This is a genomic window from Paenibacillus sp. SEL3 (assembly GCF_054602585.1).
Map to the genome: position 1 here is coordinate 3,163,391 of NZ_CM137725.1, position 18,601 is coordinate 3,181,991.

Annotated in this window: 20 protein-coding genes and 1 tRNA gene; 3 read left to right on the forward strand and 18 right to left on the reverse strand. The window is 44.3% G+C overall.

The features are described 5' to 3' along the window. Positions 1–169: 169 nt before the first annotated feature. The 9 genes from ACYCS5_RS14645 to rpsF form a co-directional block, all read right to left on the reverse strand. The gene (locus tag ACYCS5_RS14645; protein WP_069012452.1) at positions 170–1,111 is read right to left on the reverse strand and encodes a D-alanyl-D-alanine carboxypeptidase family protein; all 942 of its coding nucleotides are present in this window, start codon (positions 1,109–1,111) and stop codon (positions 170–172) included. Positions 1,112–1,270: 159 nt separating this feature from the next. After that, complete coding sequence (locus tag ACYCS5_RS14650) at positions 1,271–2,236, reverse strand: ABC transporter ATP-binding protein (RefSeq protein ID WP_013312795.1); 966 nt, start codon at positions 2,234–2,236, stop codon at positions 1,271–1,273. Continuing rightward, positions 2,233–3,216, reverse strand: a complete 984-nt coding sequence (locus ACYCS5_RS14655) for an ABC transporter ATP-binding protein (RefSeq protein ID WP_459761273.1) — start codon at positions 3,214–3,216, stop codon at positions 2,233–2,235. The genes ACYCS5_RS14650 and ACYCS5_RS14655 overlap by 4 nt, the downstream gene beginning before the upstream one ends. Positions 3,217–3,229: 13 nt before the next feature. Continuing rightward, the gene (opp4C, locus tag ACYCS5_RS14660; protein WP_029518954.1) at positions 3,230–4,153 is read right to left on the reverse strand and encodes an oligopeptide ABC transporter permease; all 924 of its coding nucleotides are present in this window, start codon (positions 4,151–4,153) and stop codon (positions 3,230–3,232) included. 11 nt (positions 4,154–4,164) lie between these two features. Then, positions 4,165–5,127, reverse strand: coding sequence for an ABC transporter permease (locus ACYCS5_RS14665; RefSeq protein WP_023991143.1), 963 nt, complete (start codon positions 5,125–5,127; stop codon positions 4,165–4,167). A 68-nt stretch (positions 5,128–5,195) separates the two neighbouring features. Further along, positions 5,196–6,935 carry an ABC transporter substrate-binding protein gene (locus ACYCS5_RS14670; protein ID WP_459761274.1) on the reverse strand — a complete coding sequence of 580 codons (1,740 nt, stop codon included), beginning with the start codon at positions 6,933–6,935 and terminating at the stop codon, positions 5,196–5,198. A gap of 522 nt (positions 6,936–7,457) precedes the next feature. After that, on the reverse strand, positions 7,458–7,730 hold the full coding sequence (gene rpsR, locus ACYCS5_RS14675) for a 30S ribosomal protein S18 (RefSeq protein WP_013312800.1): 273 nt from the start codon (positions 7,728–7,730) through the stop codon (positions 7,458–7,460). Positions 7,731–7,751: 21 nt separating this feature from the next. Further along, positions 7,752–8,243 carry a single-stranded DNA-binding protein gene (gene ssb, locus ACYCS5_RS14680; protein WP_013312801.1) on the reverse strand — a complete coding sequence of 164 codons (492 nt, stop codon included), beginning with the start codon at positions 8,241–8,243 and terminating at the stop codon, positions 7,752–7,754. 49 nt (positions 8,244–8,292) lie between these two features. Further along, complete coding sequence (rpsF, locus tag ACYCS5_RS14685) at positions 8,293–8,577, reverse strand: 30S ribosomal protein S6 (protein ID WP_013312802.1); 285 nt, start codon at positions 8,575–8,577, stop codon at positions 8,293–8,295. 318 nt (positions 8,578–8,895) lie between these two features. Between rpsF and ACYCS5_RS14690 the strand changes: the two genes are divergently transcribed. Together ACYCS5_RS14690 and ACYCS5_RS14695 are read left to right on the forward strand one after the other, a co-directional pair. Continuing rightward, positions 8,896–9,090 (forward strand): YjzC family protein, encoded by a 195-nt coding sequence (locus ACYCS5_RS14690; RefSeq protein ID WP_013312803.1) that lies wholly within the window; start codon positions 8,896–8,898, stop codon positions 9,088–9,090. A gap of 366 nt (positions 9,091–9,456) precedes the next feature. After that, the gene (locus ACYCS5_RS14695; RefSeq protein ID WP_029518959.1) at positions 9,457–9,774 is read left to right on the forward strand and encodes a hypothetical protein; all 318 of its coding nucleotides are present in this window, start codon (positions 9,457–9,459) and stop codon (positions 9,772–9,774) included. Between the two features lie 220 nt (positions 9,775–9,994). On the opposite strand, the gene ACYCS5_RS14700 is transcribed toward ACYCS5_RS14695, so the two are convergent. The 3 genes from ACYCS5_RS14700 to ACYCS5_RS14710 all read right to left on the reverse strand — a co-directional run bounded on the left by ACYCS5_RS14700 (position 9,995) and on the right by ACYCS5_RS14710 (position 11,327). Further along, positions 9,995–10,085: transfer RNA gene (locus ACYCS5_RS14700), tRNA-Ser, on the reverse strand. A 77-nt stretch (positions 10,086–10,162) separates the two neighbouring features. Next, positions 10,163–10,387: a DUF951 domain-containing protein gene (locus tag ACYCS5_RS14705; protein WP_025723137.1), complete on the reverse strand. Its 225-nt coding sequence runs from the start codon at positions 10,385–10,387 to the stop codon at positions 10,163–10,165. Further along, positions 10,377–11,327: a mechanosensitive ion channel family protein gene (locus ACYCS5_RS14710; RefSeq protein ID WP_165145434.1), complete on the reverse strand. Its 951-nt coding sequence runs from the start codon at positions 11,325–11,327 to the stop codon at positions 10,377–10,379. Before ACYCS5_RS14710 ends, ACYCS5_RS14705 begins: the two co-directional genes overlap by 11 nt. 274 nt (positions 11,328–11,601) lie before the next feature. On the opposite strand from ACYCS5_RS14710, the gene yyaC reads away from it, so the two are divergent. Next, positions 11,602–12,207, forward strand: coding sequence for a spore protease YyaC (gene yyaC / locus ACYCS5_RS14715; RefSeq protein WP_165145432.1), 606 nt, complete (start codon positions 11,602–11,604; stop codon positions 12,205–12,207). Here yyaC and ACYCS5_RS14720 read toward each other — a convergent pair. From ACYCS5_RS14720 to mnmG, 6 genes are all read right to left on the reverse strand, one after another. Further along, entirely contained in the window at positions 12,161–12,682 is a 522-nt protein-coding gene (locus tag ACYCS5_RS14720) for a DUF4446 family protein (RefSeq protein ID WP_165145430.1), read from the reverse strand. The two genes, yyaC and ACYCS5_RS14720, sit on opposite strands and share 47 nt — an antisense overlap. Positions 12,683–12,880: 198 nt before the next feature. Beyond that, a complete protein-coding gene (locus ACYCS5_RS14725) occupies positions 12,881–13,723 on the reverse strand; it encodes a ParB/RepB/Spo0J family partition protein (RefSeq protein ID WP_029518964.1) in 843 nt (280 codons plus the stop codon). Beyond that, positions 13,716–14,477, reverse strand: a complete 762-nt coding sequence (locus tag ACYCS5_RS14730) for a ParA family protein (protein WP_023991152.1) — start codon at positions 14,475–14,477, stop codon at positions 13,716–13,718. Before ACYCS5_RS14730 ends, ACYCS5_RS14725 begins: the two co-directional genes overlap by 8 nt. Before the next feature lie 186 nt (positions 14,478–14,663). After that, complete coding sequence (noc, locus tag ACYCS5_RS14735) at positions 14,664–15,482, reverse strand: nucleoid occlusion protein (RefSeq protein ID WP_029518966.1); 819 nt, start codon at positions 15,480–15,482, stop codon at positions 14,664–14,666. Between the two features lie 412 nt (positions 15,483–15,894). Continuing rightward, positions 15,895–16,617 (reverse strand): 16S rRNA (guanine(527)-N(7))-methyltransferase RsmG, encoded by a 723-nt coding sequence (gene rsmG / locus ACYCS5_RS14740; protein ID WP_459761275.1) that lies wholly within the window; start codon positions 16,615–16,617, stop codon positions 15,895–15,897. Beyond that, a complete protein-coding gene (mnmG, locus tag ACYCS5_RS14745; RefSeq protein ID WP_029518968.1) occupies positions 16,617–18,506 on the reverse strand; it encodes a tRNA uridine-5-carboxymethylaminomethyl(34) synthesis enzyme MnmG in 1,890 nt (629 codons plus the stop codon). Before mnmG ends, rsmG begins: the two co-directional genes overlap by 1 nt. Positions 18,507–18,601: the final 95 nt, after the last annotated feature.

Consider the following 18,601-nt stretch of genomic DNA (forward strand, 5'->3'; position numbering starts at 1 on the left):
AAGCGAAAACTTCCCCTCAAAGCATAAAAGGTCTGCTACCTTGTTGTCAAAAGTGTCATGGCGTGGTCAGCTCCTCGAATTCATACCAAAAAGGGCCTCGACCTCACGGTCAAAGCCCCAATTCATGTTTTTATTCGTATCCTATGTAGCTTTCAAAGTCATTTTTCCCTTAATGTGGAGCCAGTTTCGCCAAATTTTGTAGTCGCACCGGAAAAGAAGTCGACAGGGCAAAACCATAATCGAACAACCTCCGGGTCTGCTCAAAACGCTCTTCCTTGCTCGGAGCACCCAGCACCACAGCAACTAGCCGTCTTCCATGCTGCTCAGCGGTACCCGTGAAGCAGTATCCAGCATCGCTTGTGTACCCTGCTTTCAGTCCGTCTGTTCCTGCGTAAGAGTACGGTCCAGCCAAGGAAGGCAGCATCCAGTTCGTATTACTAATGTAGATGCCTTTATCCTTCAACTCCATCTGCGTACGACTGGACGTTCTCAAAATCTCCGGGTGTGACGTAATCAAATAGGAGGCCAACTTCGCCGTGTCGCTTGCTGTCATTTTCGTCTCTCCCTGAATATCCTCAGGGTGATTGGGCCCCAATTCACTCTGACCTGCCCCCGAGGCATTGCTGAAGCGACTATCGGATGACAACCCTATTTGGGCAGCTTTTCCATTCATACGCTTCACAAAAGCTGATTCATTCCCTGCTGAACGCTCGGCTAACGCGACAGCGGCATCATTCGCTGAATACACAACCATACTCTGGAACAACTCGGATACGGTCATCCTTTCACCATACCGAAGAGACAGATTTACACCACCCACCGTACTCGCGTAACGGCTAATTCGCACTTCATCATTCCAACCTAACCGTCCGGCCCGAATATCCTCCAGCACCAATAGCTCGGTCATGAGCTTGGACATATTTGCGGAAGGCATAGGTGTATCACCGTTCACATCCATCAGCAATTCCCCAGTATGCATGTCCATCAGCACCGCTGCCTCTGCATCCACATTCGGCTTTCCGATCAACAGGCGGGGTCCAAGTGTAATAAAAATCAATATAATAAGTAACGGGACGACAATAGCCCAACGTATCCAGTGTTTTTTCATCATCGTAATAACCTCCATACTCTATTAGACGATGAAAAATCCATTTTGTCTGCAATTTTTCGAAAAAAAGATACAATTTTTTTACCTTTTTTATTCCACGCCAAAATATCCGTCAATTCTGCTTCAGGATGACGGATATTTTGCTGTCCTAATTATTATATTTTAGGCAAAGTGACAGGCTACAAAATGCTGATCGCCCGCATCGCGGTATACCGGAATCTCTGTTTTACAACGTGCTTCTGCCATAGGACAACGTGTATGAAACTTGCATCCTGAAGGCGGATTGGCCGGAGATGGGATGTCTCCTTTCAACACAATCCGTTGTCTCTTAATCGTGGGATCGGGAATCGGTACTGCCGATAGCAGCGCCTTCGTGTACGGATGAAGTGGATTACTGAACAGTTCCTCCTTGGAGGAAAGCTCTACCATTGAACCCAGATACATCACACCAATCCGGCTACAAAGATGCTCGACTACACTTAGATCATGCGAGATGAACAGATAGGTCAATTGGCGTTCCTGCTGCAAATCACTTAACAAGTTAATGATCTGGGCCTGAATAGACACATCCAGAGCAGATACCGGCTCGTCAGCCACAATAAAATCAGGATTCAAAATCAAAGCCCGTGCAATCCCGATCCGCTGACGCTGACCGCCAGAGAACTCATGCGGATACCGATCATAATGATACGAGGACAGGCCGCAAATATTCAGCGTTTCATTGACCTTCTTCCGCAGCTCACTACGATCAATCAACCCGTGATCCAGCAACGCCTCTCCAATGGCTTCACCGACCTTAATTCTCGGATTCAGTGAGCTAAAAGGGTCCTGAAAGACGATTTGCAACTTCGGACGAAGCGCACGAATCTGCTCTTTGTTTAACGCATGCAAGTCTTCTCCTTTATATCGTACCGATCCCTCTGTCTTATCCATCAATCTGAGAATTGTTCGTCCAATCGTACTTTTGCCGCAACCCGATTCTCCTACCAGACCGAAGGATTCACCCTTATGAATGTTAAAGGATACATCATCGACTGCTTTCACATGTCCGACAGTACGCTGAAAAATCCCGCCTGTGATCGGGAAATACTTTTTCAGCCCTTCCACTTGAATCAAAGGCTCGCTCATATCCGTTGCCCTCCTTCTTTCTCATATAGCCAGCAGGCAACCTTATGACCATTCTCCTTTTCATTCAAGGGAGGAGCCTGATCCTTGCAAATTTGCATACAATGGGAGCACCGATCATGAAAATGACAATTTTCCCCCAACTCAATCGGGTTTGGAACCTGTCCTGGGATGGAATACAGTCGATCCATTTTCTGATTAATGACGGGCTTCGCCTTTAGTAAGCCTTGAGTATATGGATGCTGCGGATTTTTAAACAGCTCAATGACAGGCGCCTCTTCAATGACGTTTCCAGCATACATAACGACCACATAGTCAGCCATTTCTGCCACAACGCCTAAGTCGTGCGTGATGAGCATAATGGAGGTTTTAAGCTTATCCTTCAAATCCCGCATTAAATCCAGAATCTGCGCCTGAATCGTAACATCCAGTGCCGTTGTTGGTTCATCCGCAATCAATAGCTTCGGATTACAGCTTAATGCGATGGCAATCATGATCCGCTGGCGCATACCGCCACTCAATTCATGAGGATAGGAATGAAATATTTCTTCCGATCGTGAAATCCCCACCAGGTTAATCAGCTCAATTGCCCGAGCATGTGCTTCTTTTTTACTCATTAATGTATGCATCAGCAACGGCTCCGTGATCTGTTCCCCAATCGTAAGTACGGGATTCAGAGAAGACATGGGCTCCTGAAAAATAATCGAGATGTCATTACCGCGAATCTGCTGCATTTGACCTTTATTGAGTTTTAGGAGGTCCTTGCCCTCAAACCAGATTTGTCCGTCTGAGGTGTGGGGAGAATCAATCAACCGCATCATCGTCATCGCTGTTACACTCTTACCGCAGCCTGATTCTCCTACCACACAGAGCGTTTCACCCTCACGAATTTTAAAACTGACGTCATTGACCGCTTTGACAGTTCCGTTAGAGGTATGAAAGTGGGTTTTCAGGTTACGAAATTCAATCAAAGCATTTTTCATAAACGTTCGTCTCCTACTTCTTCATTTTAGGGTCCAGTGCGTCACGCAAACCGTCGCCAATCAGGTTAATCGCTACAACTGTAATGAGAATACACATTCCCGGTGGAACCCATATCCAAGGCCGTTTGCGGAAGTCAATTAGGTTATTCGCAGCCGATATCATATTCCCCCACGAAGGTGTGGGCGGCACAACACCGATTCCCAAGTAGCTGAGCGCAGATTCTGTAATAATCGCACCCGCTACTCCAAGCGTAGCCGTAACAATAATGGTAGGAATCGTGTTCGGCAGCAAATGCCGGAATATTTTGCGACGGTCTCTCAAGCCTAGCGCTTCCGTCGCCTGCATGAACTCCTGTTCACGCAGCGTAAGAATCTGCCCTCTGACCAGACGGGACAAGCTAGTCCAGCTCAGGACCCCGATAATGAGCATCAGAAAATAAATGCGATTCGACGGATCGACCTTCAAATCCGACAGAACAGCACCTAAAATAATAAGCAGCGGTAATGTAGGGAGTGCCATGAAAATATCGGCAATCCGCATAATAACCGTATCCACGCCTTTACGATAAAACCCTGCCAGCGCACCCAGCGTTGCGCCGATCATAACCGAAATAAACGTGGCGACCAGCCCTACCGTCAAGGAAATACGGCCAGCCAGCATTGTACGCAGCAAAATATCTCTACCAAACTTATCCGTACCGAGCCAGTACTTAGCATTAGGCGATAAATTTTTGTCAGCTAGCCTGTAATCATCTAAATGATAAGGTGAAATCATCGGTCCAAAACTACAAATGACAACCATCAGAATTAATATAACGAGACCAGCCAAAGCCAGACGGTTTTGGTTAAAACGGCGAACGGCGATTCTCCATGGAGACGCTTCAGGACGGATCGCCGCCTTTTGATTCGTTTCAATCGTGACTGTTTCTGCGGACAATAGTATCCCTCCTACTTCAAGCGAATTCTTGGATCTGCCATGCCATACAATACATCAGAGAGCAAATTACCGATAAGCGTAAGTAACGCTAAGAAAATCGTGAAGCCCAACATAAACGGATAATCCCGCATACTAATCGACTCCAGATAAACCTGACCCACACCTGGCCACACAAATACCTTCTCCAGAATCATCGCCCCGCCAAATAAGGCCGGAAGCTCGAAGCCGAGTAGTGTGATGGCTGGAATCAGTGCATTGCGCAGTGCGTGCTTGAAAATAACTGTCCGTTCCTTCAAGCCCTTGGCGCGTGCGGTACGAATATAATCCTGACGAATGACCTCCAACATGCCTGTACGGAAATACCGGGTCAGGCTTCCTGTGCTCAGCATCGTAAGTACGAGTGTCGGCAGGAACATATGCTTGAGAACATCCACCATATAAGCCCATGAGCCTGGCTCCATCCCTGCTGTGGTCATGCCCCCAACCGGGAGAATTCCCCACTCCAGGGCAAATATTTTGATGACCAATAGACCAATAAAAAATGAAGGCAGCGACATACATAAGAAAATAAATAATGTGACAAACTTATCGAATAACGAATATTGGAACTTGGCTGAAAATACCCCTGCAATAACCGCAATCAACCAGCTGAAAATAAGACTAAAAAAAGCGATAATAAATGAGTTCCATACATAATTGCCAATGACCTTCGTTACCGGCTGCTTATGCTGTAATGAATCCCCCATATTCCCCTTTAACATATTACCGGCCCATATAAAATAGCGTTGGTATTCCGGTTTATCCAGCCCGTAGATATGTCGTAGCTGCTGCGCCTTTTCGGCGGTCATATTTGGGTTCTGCTTGGCTGTAATATAATCACCCGGCACCATGGCTGAAATCGCAAATACGATAATGGATATGCCAATAAGTGTGGGGATGAGTTGCAGCAGTCTTCGAATAATGTACTGCTTCATATTCATTCCTCCAGACGAATAAAGTGATATGCCCAGCTCGTGAGAGCTGAGCATACGTTTGGCAACCCTTATTGAGCGATCTGAGCGTTATGCAGAGTGAACTCAAAATCTTTGTATGGTGTAATTTCCAAGCCGGTTACACGTCCATTAACTGGCCACATATCTCTGCGTTGGTACATAAAAATAGTTGGCAGATCTTTGTTCAACTCTTGATAGAGCTGTTTATAAATCTGTTTGCGTTTCTCTTGATCCAGCTCATGCTTACCAGCAAGCGTTAGTTCATCGACCTTCTTATTGGAATAGCCGATATCATTTTGTGCACCATTCGTAATAAAAGTCGTTGTATCCGGGTCTGGAGTTAAGCCCCAAGCCGCGAAGAACATATCGAACTTGCCCGTATCCTTTTTATCCATAATAGCGTTAAAATCTAGAGTTTCGGAAGTCAGCTTGATGCCTAGCTCCTTATAGTTATTGGACATGATTGGCAGCAAGGCCTCTACTACTGGATTATCAGCAGTCGCAGAGAAATTAATGGTCAGCTTTTCGCCATCCTTTTCGCGAATCCCGTCAGCACCAACCTTCCAGCCTGCCTCATCCAGCAAAGCCTTCGCCTTCGCTGTATCAAATTCATATTTGTTGATGCCTTCATCCGTATAAGACCAGGATTCTGTAGATTGTGGAATGTTAATGACATTCGCATATGGGCCATACACGCCCTGCACAATCTCTTTACGGTTTAAACCAATAGTTAAAGCCTGACGTACTTTAGGATCCTGGAATTTCTTTTCCTTGTGATTAAACGCAATATATCCATAGCCATTGGTCGGCATAATATTCACGTCCAAGAAGCCTAGAGCCTTTAATTCCTCTACATTGTCTTCCGTAACTGTGATGTTGTCCATGTCCGTTTCGCCTGTTTGCAGCATAGACAGGTTTGTTTCTTCTGTTGTCGTTTTGAAAATAACTGACTTCACCTTTGGTGCGCCCTTGAAGTAGTTTGGATTCGCTTCAAGAACGACTTGTTGACCCGGGGAGAAGCTCTTCAGTACATACTGACCAGAACCGATTGGCTTATTATTAAGCGCTTTGATGCTGTCCAGGTTACCCTTTTTGAACCCTTTTCCGTAATAAGCTTCCGGCATGAAGTATTGCTCACCCAGAAAATCCTTTGTATACGCTGTTGCTTCTGTAACGGTGACCTCTACTGTGTTATCATCAATGACTTTGATCCCCGAGATATCATTTGCTTTGCCATCGTGATATTCTTTACCGCCTTTAATCTTAAAAGACAATACATCGGTTTCTCCATCATAATTCGGATCATGCAGCACTTTGAGTACAAAAGCATAATCCTTCACGGTTACTGGGGTGCCGTCACTATACTTCACACCTGGTTTCAGATGGAATGTATATTTTAGACCATCCGGCGATACATCAACCTTGTCAGCCAAACTATTTTCATATGTACCATCTGCCTTCACCTGTAAGAAGGAGTCAAATACTGTTCTGACTACATATAGATCGTAAGTCGTTTGCCAGAATAGCGGATTAAATACCCCTTTAGGTGATGTCATACCTACTACAATGTTATCTTTCCGATTAGTCGCTCCTGGAGGATTTTGCGACAAATCCGTCGCTTTAATAACGCCCTCCGTAACAGGTGCACTTGCTTCATTTCCCTCTGTCTTATTGTCCGCATTGCCTTGCTGTGGCTGTGCCTCATTAGCACCTCCGCTACATCCTGCAAACAGAACACCAACGATCGTAAGCATCATAAGCAAAGAAACCCATTTTTTCGTCTGCATCATCCTGTTAATCCCCCTTAGTCGGTTCTTTATTTAACAGCCTGTCTCATTCCTGCGGTGATTCGTTAAAGCTTGAGGTTTGAAAATGAAGTTGCACATCCTCCTTACTGTCCTAATAACGTAAACGCGTGTTTTAGACCTCTGGTCAATTTTGTACACTAACAACCATTACATTTTTATTAAGGTTTATCTTAAGTGTAAAATAATATCACGTCAATATCTTTTTTTATGTAATATACAAATGCAAAACATCTATTTATGTAAAGTTTATGAATTTTACTTGTGGAAAATGACAAAAACCAGGATTTCATGTAATATAAAATAACATTTCAGAATGCCGAAATGTTTACTCTGGCGAGTTGAGGAGCTTGCAATTTCACAAGCCATTAAAAGGTATACTATCGTTATGGGTAAACATGGATTGTATTATTAGTAAGTTACAATAGATGGGACTTGTTGTCAATATAAAAAATCACAAAAAAAGACGCTCCCGGGATCGGGAACGTCTCTTTTTTCCACCCACTACTATTCAGTAGTGTAAGGAAGCAATGCGATTTGACGGGAACGTTTAACAGCGATTGTCAACATACGTTGATATTTCGCGCTTGTTCCAGTCACACGACGAGGAAGAATTTTTCCACGTTCGCTGATGAATTTTTTAAGCAGGTCTGTATCTTTATAGTCAATGTGAGTAATTTTGTTCACAGTGAAGAAACATACTTTACGACGTTTGTTGCGACCACCACGACGAGCTGGTCTTTTGTTATCGTCTCCGCCTTCTCTTTGTCTGAAGCCCATTCTTTGTCAGTCCTTTCCCAATTAAAATGGTAAATCATCATCCGAAATATCGATCGGTTTTCCGTCATCGGAAAAAGGATCCTGATTGTTTCGCGAGTTATTATTCCCGCGTCCACTATTGCTGTTACCGCCTCCGAAAGGAGACTCCTCACGCGCAGCTCCACCGCTATTGCCGCCACCGTTACCGCCATCGCGGTTAGATTCCAAGAAACGCACATTATCAGCTACAATTTCAGTCACGTATACACGTTTTCCTTCATTGTTCTCATAATTACGCACCTGAACACGGCCTTCAACAGCCGTTAAACGACCTTTGCGAAGATAGTTAGCGCATGTTTCAGCAAGCTGACGCCAGGTTACGATCGGCAAGAAATCCGCTTCCCGTTCGCCGCCTTGACTCGTAAACGGACGGTCTACAGCCAGGGTGAACTGGGTTACTGCTACACCAGACGGTGTATAGCGCAGCTCTGGATCTTTGGTCAAACGACCGATCAGAATGACACGGTTCAACAATCCAATCCCCTCCTTTGAGCGTTGTTCATTACATAATCACGTACAATAATTAAGCTACGTCGTTCGTAATGAGATAACGAATTACTTCGTCAGAAATTTTCATGATACGCTCAAGCTCAGTAACAACAGCAGGTTCTGCTGTGAAGTTTACCAGAACGAAAGAACCATCACGGAATTTCTTGATCTCATACGCAAGACGGCGTTTAGTTACATCGTGACTCGTAATTTCGCCACCGCCGTTAGAGATGATACCTTGGAATTTATCGACTGTCGCTTGAACAGCTTCTTGTTCAATGTCAGGACGAATAATATACATCGCTTCATATTTGCGCATTCTTTACACCTCCTTATGGACATAAGGCCCTCAATCTCAGTTGAGAGCAAGGAACGAGCCTAAACTCGCACTAAAACAGTTTACCAAATCCAACAACTGAATGCAACCTACAAATTCAATAAACAAGCCTAAAACGGCTAAAAACACTGCATATCATAAGCTTTATACAATTTTATAGCATATCAAAAATTTCGCATATATAAAGGAAATCATTTGATTCACTCAGTATCTGTATACCCGGTTTCGCATGTTTCTGTTCAAGACAGCGCACAATAACCGTTGCAGTCCAAATTCATTTATCTAAGGAGGCACCACCGTATGGGTGAAAAGACTGAGTTCGAACCAGGGGATAAGGTCCCAAACGACGGCGTATACATGGAGGTCGGAGAAAAGAGCTTCCATACTGAAATCCAAAACCCACAGCAAGTAACGCTGGAAAGAGGCGATTCTTTTCCCGAAACCGCCAACCATAATCGCAAATGGAAGAAAAAAACGAAAGCTCGTGTCCACTAATGTATATTTCCTCGGAATCCTGGCCATATTATGATTAGGCGATACAACAGAGAGGTGTGGTTCCGTTGGACGACGTAGCCGGACAAACTGTTAGGAGATCCATTCCGGGCATTAGAAGCGTTAGGTTTGTGTAAAAGGACACTGTCTTTTCGACACGGTATTGCTGGTCAGTACACCGAGTTTCATGATGTGATTGGACAGATCGTATCCTGTTAAAAATGTATCGCCTACGATGGAGGACCTTTGTGGTCCTCCTTTGTTGCATTATCGGACTTTTTGCATATCCTGGTAAAATGCAGATTAATTGAGCTCCTTCTGCTAGAATATATCCAAGTACAAAGACCTACTATCTACGGAGGTTTAAAGATGAGCTATTCTCGAATATTAAAGTGGATATCAGGTATATTCGAATTGGTGCTTGCCGTACCAATTGTGGGGGGAGCTATTGTCATGGGGACCGGCTACTCGGCTCTGGGATTTATGCTTATCCTGCATGCAGTAACACTTATCCTATCGTTACGCAATCAGGAGGCGATCTACGGCTCTGTATGGGGAGTACTCACTTCTTTGCTGGCCTGGATACCCTTTGTGGGCTGGGCTCTCCATTTGATTGCGGCGATCCTTCTGATGATCTCTGGCTCAAAAAAAACAAAACGCTATCATTACCCGCCTAACCAGCTATAACAAAAGAGTGCTCCTAACGGCAATAATTTCCCCGCTGTCAGGAGCATTTTTTTGTTATAACGCCTTATTCATCCCAATAGATTTGTAATCGTTTCTTCCTTTACCCTCATGGTTTATCTTAGTGCTTTTCACTTTATCACAATCTGTTGACCTTTTATTCCACAAACAAAAAATCCCCTACGTCACAGACGTAAGAGATTGGTTTATTTAATGAAGTTAGTGGCGGAAAGAGTGGGAGTCGAACCCACGCACGCCTTGCGACGCCTAACTGATTTCGAGTCAGCCCCCTTAGACCTCTTGGGTACCTTTCCGCAGCAAGGATAATTATATCATCATTGCAACTGTGACGCAAGCTGATTCTGGTTCATCGCCATTCATCTTTCTTGGCTCAATTTGCTTCTGTGTTTTGCTCGTCGGCGTTGGCCTTTGATCGCAGCACTTTCTTCATGTTTTTTTCGAACTTGGCACGCGGAATCAGCACACTATGCTGGCAACCGACACATTTGATTCGAATATCCATTCCCATGCGGATAATTTCCATTTCATTCGTTCCACACGGATGGGGCTTCTTCATCTGTACAATGTCCCCTAGTTCAAATGACTTACGCTCCACCCTTCTCTCCCCCTTTTCTTCCTTGTTCGTCTTCTTTTTCTAGGGTTACCGCCGTCTCCAATGCTGCCTGACGATGTTCCTCATCCTCCAGAGCCTTCTTGATGTTATTCTGAATATCACGCTCTACCACTGCCCCTGTATTCGGCATACATTCTGCCACAACACGCACAATATACTCTGAGGTGGTCATGGACTGAACCCCTAACACATCCGGTATATTAAGTATCTGTACATTGGATTCTTCAATGCCTTGGATTGCCTGTTTTACCAAGCCAACTGCTTCCTCCAGGCTACGCTCGGCCTTCATTGGCACATCCACTACCGCCAACGCGTTGGACATGGAGAAGTTTGTTACCGTTGTAATTGAGCCATTCGGTAAAATGTACACCTCACCTTTCCAGCTCACCAGTCTGGTTGTACGCAGCCCGATCATTTCCACTGTACCCTTGAAAGTACCTGTCTGAATGACGTCTCCTACGGCAAATTGATCCTCAAAAATAATGAAAAATCCGGTAATTACATCCTTAACCAAGCTCTGTGCCCCAAAACCAACGGCCAATCCAAGCACTCCAGCTCCAGCAATCAGCGGGCCGAGATTAATGCCCATTTGCGATAGCACCAGCATAATTAAAATGAAATTAAATACAATATTGGTTACGTTTTTCAGTAATTCCCCAACAGTTGTTAACCGCCTTGTGTTCAATCGAAACCTGCCGTTATCTCCCTTTTGTTGCATTGACTTATCTATAATTTTATTAATAACTCGAATAAAGATACGTGTGATGATAAAAATAATCGCGATTTTCAAAATTACAAACAAAAAGGTCGACCACATCGCACTATCGGTAAGCCATTTCCATACAGCATCCTTCCAGTGAATTGCACCTTTCACTACGTCACCCGTGTCTAAATTATCGGTCAACCAATGTATAAAGGTCATGCTGTACTCCTCCTTAAACAAGGGAACTACTCTTCCTGCTTCCCGAATTCTATTTCCTACTATTAGGATTTTGCAAAATCCTCACTATATAAGCTTATCTACCGACTTCAAACATATGGCTATGAATATTCTACTTCCTGTGAGTATAAAAGCATAAGTTTATCCATATACTAGCTACTATCCTGAGCATAAATGTTACCCGCAGGCTAATTGTTATCTCAAGGTACTGCGAGCGTAACCTTCACACTCCACTACAGAGCGAAAGGAAGATTCCATGACTCATCCATCTGACTTCATTCCGGGGCAAGAACCCCTAAGTTTAAAAATACCACACACAGATCCCGGGATCCAATCAGCCATCATCCATCGTCTACTGTTCCATCTCCATCAGGCACCGAGTCTGCAAAATATCGTCATTATTTGCATCGGCACTGACCGTTCTACTGGAGATTGTCTGGGTCCGCTCGTAGGTACGCATTTATCACGCTACAAAAGCCCTCTGTTTAACCTATACGGTACATTAGAAGAGCCTGTACATGCCATGAACCTGCAAACGACACTGAACGGCATACAAGCCCGATATGAACAGCCTTATATCATTGGTATAGATGCATGTCTTGGACAAACCTCCAGCGTTGGATGCATTCAGGTTTCAGATGGTCCTCTCAAGCCTGGAGCAGGTGTAAATAAAGAATTACCGCCGGTCGGCGATATCCATTTGACTGGTATCGTTAACGTCGGCGGCTTCATGGAATACTTCGTGCTGCAAAATACAAGACTAAATTTGGTAATGAAATTATCAGATATCATTGCTGGCAGCCTATACTCCGCGATTAAGGAGTGGCACTACCGTTCTGTCCTGCTTGCTGCGCAAGAGTGACGGCTTCTTTTTCTTCAGGTGATAAGGAATAGGTGGATTGTCCCGCTTCTAGAGGCTTGGCATACACATATGAGCCATCTCGGTTATAAATGCCGGTTAATACCATACCATCCTGATTGTCGTCTACAATAGCCAGAGAGAAGCTTAAATCGCTTCCTCTCTCACCAAAGGCATTATAGCGTTTGATGCCTATATGTCCCTTCAAGCCTGTCAGTTTACTACGTAGTGATTTCATACTTGCACGATGGGTTTCCTGCTCATCCTCAATCGTATCCATCTGTACCTTCAAATCAATCAACAGTGTTTCCAAATTCTCGACACCACTGCCTGCCATCATGGTTTCATACTTTCGCCGCATCTTCTTTAGCTTTGCACCCTGCACAATAATAACAATCAACAGGATGAGCAAAATAAGCACGATCCCTGCAACGATTCCGGCAAGCTGTTCCATGATTAGTCCATTCAATTCAGCCATATGCTTGCTTCTACTCCTCTACCCCAAAAATCATATTACTGCATACTTATATTTTATACGTTTGAGAACAGCGAAACAAATAACACAAGGCTATTAGTTTATCCATCAAAACCATTCTAATTCCTGCAATTCCAGACAAAGCAAAGACATATCTCACTTTCCATTTTGCTCAAGGAGACATGTCCATATTTCAACAAACTACTGTAATAGCTCCAGTAATCTTTCCAAATCCTGCTGACTGTAATAATTCAATTCAATTTTGCCTTTATCTTTATTGTGCTTGATCTTCACAGTTGTTTTAAAGCGTTCACGCAAGGACTCTTCCATATGGTCAATATAGGGGTCCTTTTTTCGTACCTTTGCTTTGGCTTTCGCCTCACCAGGCTTATGATCCAACTGCTGTACGGCTTCCTCCAGCTCGCGAACACTCCACTGCTGTTCAATACATTGTTGTGCTAACTGTTTCACCATGTCTGGATCTTTGAGGCCAACAATAGCTCTAGCATGTCCCATAGACAATGTTCCACGTGAAACATGATCTTTAACTTCTTCAGGTAATGCGAGCAAGCGAAGGAAATTGGCAATATGAGAGCGTGATTTCCCCACTTTCATGGACAACTCTTCCTGAGTTAAAGAAAACTGATCCATTAATCCCTGATAAGCTACTGCTACTTCCATAGCATTCAAATTCTCACGCTGCAAATTCTCAATCAGAGCAATCTCCATCACCTGCTGATCCGTAAAATTACGAACAACCACAGGTATCGTCGGATTCCCACAAAATTGAGATGCCCGAAATCGTCTTTCCCCGGCTATGATTTCATATCCTCGCAATACACTACGTGCAATAATAGGTTGGATAACACCGTGCTGACGAATGGACTCGGCTAATTCCTTAATGGACTCTTCATCAAACGTTTTGCGAGGCTGGTACGGGTTCGCACGCAACTGGCTTAGCGGAATGTCAACAACCTTATCCTCTTCATTGACCGTAAGGGAGGGAATGAGTGCATCAAGTCCTTTTCCCAACCGTTTACTCATAAGATACCACTTCCTTTGCCAACTCAATATATACCTCTGCCCCACGGGAACGGGGATCATACGTAATAATGGACTGGCCATGTGAAGGTGCTTCGCTGAGTCTCACATTGCGTGGAATAATCGTCTGATAAACCTTGCTTTGAAAATATTTTTTCACTTCTTCAATCACCTGTATACCCAAGTTCGTGCGAGCATCAAACATGGTTAACAACACACCTTCAATTTGCAATGAGGTGTTCAGATGTTTTTGCACTAATCGCACGGTATTCAACAATTGACTTAATCCTTCCAATGCGTAATATTCACACTGGATTGGGATAATGACTGAATCGGAAGCCGTCAATGAATTGAGCGTCAAAATACCCAGCGATGGTGGGCAATCAATTAGTATATAATCATAATTATGCTTAACGAGTTGAAGCGATCTTTTTAATCTCAACTCACGGGAAATAGTCGGCACCAGTTCAATTTCCGCGCCTGCTAACTGAATGGTTGCCGGAATTATATCTAATCCCTCAACCTGTGTACTGACAATAGCTTCGCTAGGATCAACCTCGTTAATGAGTACATCATAAATACAATTTGCCACATCCGCCTTATTGATACCCACACCGCTGGTTGTATTACCTTGCGGGTCGATATCCACGAGCAATACCCTTTTGCCGAGGGAAGCAAGTCCGGCGCCCAAATTAACGGAAGTAGTTGTTTTGCCTACTCCGCCCTTTTGATTGGCTACGGCTATTATTTTTGACACTTCATTCACCTCATAATTTAATCGGAATCCTGCTACACTCCATACCTGCAAAACGCTCTATGGAGACGTTACTTAGTCCTTATCTTAGGGATAACGGCAATTTCAGAATAGAATTGAGTATGCTGCGGTTTTATTCGGCGTTAGACAGAAAAAGCGGCAATTGCTGCCGCCTGTACGCTTCATCCCTTACTTACGTTTGGGAATTTGAATGACAATCTCATAGTGATCCTCATGATCAGATTCCTTGGTCTTGATATCCAAGCCTGAGCCAGACACCATATCAATGGATTGACGAATTGTATTCAGCGCAAGCCGGACATCCTTGGTAAAGGAAATCCGCTTCGATTTCTTATTAGTAGATACTTGTTTATAAAAGGCAACTCGTGCCTCTGTCTGCTTCACATTGAGTTCCTTGGCAATGACTTCATCTAAAACCTTGTACTGTAGTTCTTCAGTCTCTAATGACAATAATGCACGAGCATGACGCTCGGATACCTTCCGTTCCATTAGAGCCTCTTTCACTCTCTCCGGTAGATGAAGCAGCCGTATCTTGTTAGCAATAGTGGATTGGCTTTTGCCAAGTCGTTGAGCGAGGCTTTCCTGGGTGAGCTGATGTAGATCAATCAGCTTTTGGTAAGCTACAGCCTCTTCAATCGCAGTTAACCCTTCCCGTTGAAGATTTTCAATCAACGCGATGGATGCAGCTTGTGAATCATTAAACTCACGAACAATAGCTGGAATAGATTCCATACCCAGCTTGGTGACAGCTCTCCAACGACGTTCCCCTGCTATAATCTCATATTGCCCATTACGGAAACGAACGACAATCGGTTGAATTACACCATGCGTCTTAATGGTCTGGCATAGCTCATCAATCTTCTCGTCGTCAAATATGGTACGGGGCTGATAAGGACTGCTGACAATATCCCGAACTGGAATTTGTTTTATTTCGTCCCCAGTAGATCGCTCCGTCAAACCAAATAGCTTGGAAAATTGTTCTTTCATTCCGTATAATACCACCTAATTTCATAATAGCACCATACTAACAGCGCTTCGTGAAAAACAGTTCCTTACGCGGATCGTAGACCCTTCTATATGAAACAGCGCCGTAAGCGGGTACACTCCACGTACTCACCCGACATTTGTTGTCCCACTCCCCTATATGTATATCTGAATTCATGGGTATAGGAGCAGTCAACTTACATTAAAACGATTATCTCTATTCTATCACTTTTCCAGCCATAATCCTATCGTCTCTACCAGCTTTTCGGAAGGATCAGAGAATAAATTATGCATCCTCTTTGATCCCCAAATGTAAACAAGAACGCATGTTAGCAAAGAGGCTTTTATGTAAAGAGTCTATCAGCCATAAAAAAAGTGAATGTTTCACGTGAAACATTCACTTTCTTTCAAACATTTACACTAACGGCGCCTTCAAAGGAGTACCCGGCTTACGCGGATATTTCCGTGGTGTCGCCGCTCTTTTCTCAATAAAAATCATATGTCTGGCTGCATCTTCAACAGGTAACTGGAAGGCCTGAACATGTTTGATTTTTCCCTTTAGCTCTTTCAAACTGTAAGAAGCTTCCTTGATTTCCTCGGTAGGATCATTGCCCTTCATCGCCGCAAAGTGCCCTCCTTCACGGACAAACGGCAAACAAAATTCATTCAATACGGCGAGACGAGCAACCGCTCTGGCTGTCACTAGATCATAGCTATCGCGGTATCCTGGTTTACGCCCCAATTCCTCTGCCCTGCTGTGAACCAGTTCAACATTTTCCAAACCCAACTGCTCTACTACATGGGCCAAGAACTGTATACGTTTGTTCAACGAATCTACAATAGTCAACTGAATCTGCGGAAAGCATATTTTCAAAGGAATACCTGGAAAACCTGCACCTGACCCAATATCGGCCAGACTTTCCACATCTTTTAACGGAACATAAAAAGCCAGGGAAAGAGAATCATAAAAATGCTTGGTGTACACTGCATCGCGCTCAGTAATACCCGTCAGGTTCATTTTTTCATTCCATTCAACCAGCACACGGTAATATGCTTCAAACTGCTCTAACTGACTGTCATTAATCACAATACTATGCTCTGCCAGCCGCTGCTTAAATTGCTGTTGTATCGCGTCCATTATGATCCCCTTGCTGCTGTTACGCGGTTATAATGCTCCAGATAAACCAGCAAAATGGAAATATCCGCAGGGGTTACACCCGAAATACGGGATGCCTGACCAATCGACATCGGACGGATCTTTTCAAGTTTCTGCTTGGCTTCAATGGCCAGTCCTTGAACTTCATTGTATACAATATCCTCTGGAAGCTTCTTCTTCTCCATCTTTTGCAGACGCTCCACATGCATCAATTGCTTTTCAATGTAGCCCGCATACTTAATTTGGATTTCCACCTGCTCCTGTTCTTCCTCAGTAAGAGCTATAGGTGAAGGTGAGATTTGTGCTACTTGCGCATAACTGATCTCTGGTCGACGTAGCACCGTTAACAAATTACTGCCATCCTGTATCGGTGCAGATCCGCCTTGCTCCAGCATCTCATTGATATCAACTGGACGAACCTTCGCCAAGCGCAAGCGTTCAATCTCTTGATCTACCTTTTGCTTTTTATCCAAAAAGCGCTCGTATCGTTCATCCGTAATTAGGCCAATATCATGCCCAATCGGAGTCAATCGCAGATCAGCGTTATCATGACGCAACAACAGACGATATTCTGCACGTGACGTCAGCAAGCGATATGGCTCATTCGTCCCCTTCGTCACCAGATCGTCAATCAGGACCCCGATGTAGCCTTGCGAACGGTCCAATACGACAGGCTCTTTGCCCTGCACCTTACGAGCTGCGTTAATCCCTGCCATAATTCCTTGACCCGCAGCTTCTTCGTAACCGGAAGTACCGTTAATCTGACCTGCTGTGAACAAGCCTGGGACTTTCTTCGTTTCCAAAGTAGGCCATAACTGCGTAGGTACCATTGCATCATATTCAATAGCATAGCCGTTACGCATCATCTCTACCTTTTCCATCCCCGGAATCGAACGCAGTACAGCTAATTGTACATCCTCTGGCAAGCTGGTCGACAAGCCCTGAACATAGTATTCAGATGTGTTTTTACCTTCAGGCTCCAAAAAGATTTGGTGCTTAGGCTTATCACTGAAGCGTACCACTTTATCTTCAATAGATGGGCAATATCGTGGTCCCGTTCCTTCAATCAGACCAGAGAACATAGGCGCACGGTGCAAATTATCATTAATAATCTGATGTGTTTCTACTGAAGTATATGTCAGCCAGCAAGGAAGCTGTTCATTATCCGAAGACTTCGTTTCATAGGAAAAGAACTTCGGTTGATCATCACCTGGTTGTATTTCGGTTTTGCTAAAATCAATCGTGTCCTTATGCACACGTGGTGGCGTTCCTGTCTTAAATCGAACCAGATCAAAACCCAGCTCTCTCAAATGCTCAGACAATCTCAACGAAGGCTGTTGATTGTTCGGACCACTCTCATACATTAGCTCGCCCATAATGATTTTCCCGCGCAGATAAGTGCCTGTGGTCAGGACAACTGCTTTACTTCGATACTCTGTGCCCGTCTTCGTGATTACACCTACGCAATGACCATCTTCCATAATCAGTTCTTCAACCATACCTTGGCGTAAGGTCAAATTCGGTTCCTTTTCCATCGTTTCCTTCATCGCATGCTGATAAGAGAACTTGTCTGCTTGTGCACGCAATGCATGAACCGCCGGACCTTTACCAGTATTTAACATTCTCATTTGGATAAATGTCTTGTCTATATTCCGACCCATTTCGCCGCCCAGTGCATCAATTTCTCGCACCACATGCCCTTTTGCAGGACCGCCAATAGACGGGTTGCAGGGCATGAACGCGACCATATCCAGGTTAATTGTGATCATCAACGTGCGACAGCCCATCCGTGCTGCTGCCAAGGCCGATTCTACACCTGCATGGCCCGCGCCTACGACAATCACGTCATAGTCGCCTCCTTGGTAACCCATACCTTTCTTACCTCCTTATACATTTCGGTCTTCACGCCGAATATGCTCTTGTATATCTATAACGATAGCAGGCTTATATCAGCCATGCTTAAATG

Bases quoted from the DNA above. Each gene is read 5' to 3' on its own strand.
- ACYCS5_RS14690 (WP_013312803.1), top strand. From the start codon at position 8,896: ATGGGTGAAAAGACTGAGTTCGAACCAGGGGATAAGGTCCCAAACGAC.
- ACYCS5_RS14655 (WP_459761273.1), bottom strand. From the start codon at position 3,216: ATGAAAAATGCTTTGATTGAATTTCGTAACCTGAAAACCCACTTTCAT.
- ACYCS5_RS14645 (WP_069012452.1), bottom strand. From the start codon at position 1,111: ATGATGAAAAAACACTGGATACGTTGGGCTATTGTCGTCCCGTTACTT.
- mnmG (WP_029518968.1), bottom strand. From the start codon at position 18,506: ATGGGTTACCAAGGAGGCGACTATGACGTGATTGTCGTAGGCGCGGGC.
- yyaC (WP_165145432.1), top strand. From the start codon at position 11,602: ATGACTCATCCATCTGACTTCATTCCGGGGCAAGAACCCCTAAGTTTA.
- ACYCS5_RS14725 (WP_029518964.1), bottom strand. From the start codon at position 13,723: ATGAGTAAACGGTTGGGAAAAGGACTTGATGCACTCATTCCCTCCCTT.
- ACYCS5_RS14665 (WP_023991143.1), bottom strand. From the start codon at position 5,127: ATGAAGCAGTACATTATTCGAAGACTGCTGCAACTCATCCCCACACTT.
- rpsF (WP_013312802.1), bottom strand. From the start codon at position 8,577: ATGCGCAAATATGAAGCGATGTATATTATTCGTCCTGACATTGAACAA.
- noc (WP_029518966.1), bottom strand. From the start codon at position 15,482: ATGAAAGAACAATTTTCCAAGCTATTTGGTTTGACGGAGCGATCTACT.
- ACYCS5_RS14670 (WP_459761274.1), bottom strand. From the start codon at position 6,935: ATGATGCAGACGAAAAAATGGGTTTCTTTGCTTATGATGCTTACGATC.
- ACYCS5_RS14650 (WP_013312795.1), bottom strand. From the start codon at position 2,236: ATGAGCGAGCCTTTGATTCAAGTGGAAGGGCTGAAAAAGTATTTCCCG.
- ACYCS5_RS14695 (WP_029518959.1), top strand. From the start codon at position 9,457: ATGAGCTATTCTCGAATATTAAAGTGGATATCAGGTATATTCGAATTG.
- ACYCS5_RS14710 (WP_165145434.1), bottom strand. From the start codon at position 11,327: ATGACCTTTATACATTGGTTGACCGATAATTTAGACACGGGTGACGTA.
- rsmG (WP_459761275.1), bottom strand. From the start codon at position 16,617: ATGGACGCGATACAACAGCAATTTAAGCAGCGGCTGGCAGAGCATAGT.
- rpsR (WP_013312800.1), bottom strand. From the start codon at position 7,730: ATGGGCTTCAGACAAAGAGAAGGCGGAGACGATAACAAAAGACCAGCT.
- ACYCS5_RS14720 (WP_165145430.1), bottom strand. From the start codon at position 12,682: ATGGCTGAATTGAATGGACTAATCATGGAACAGCTTGCCGGAATCGTT.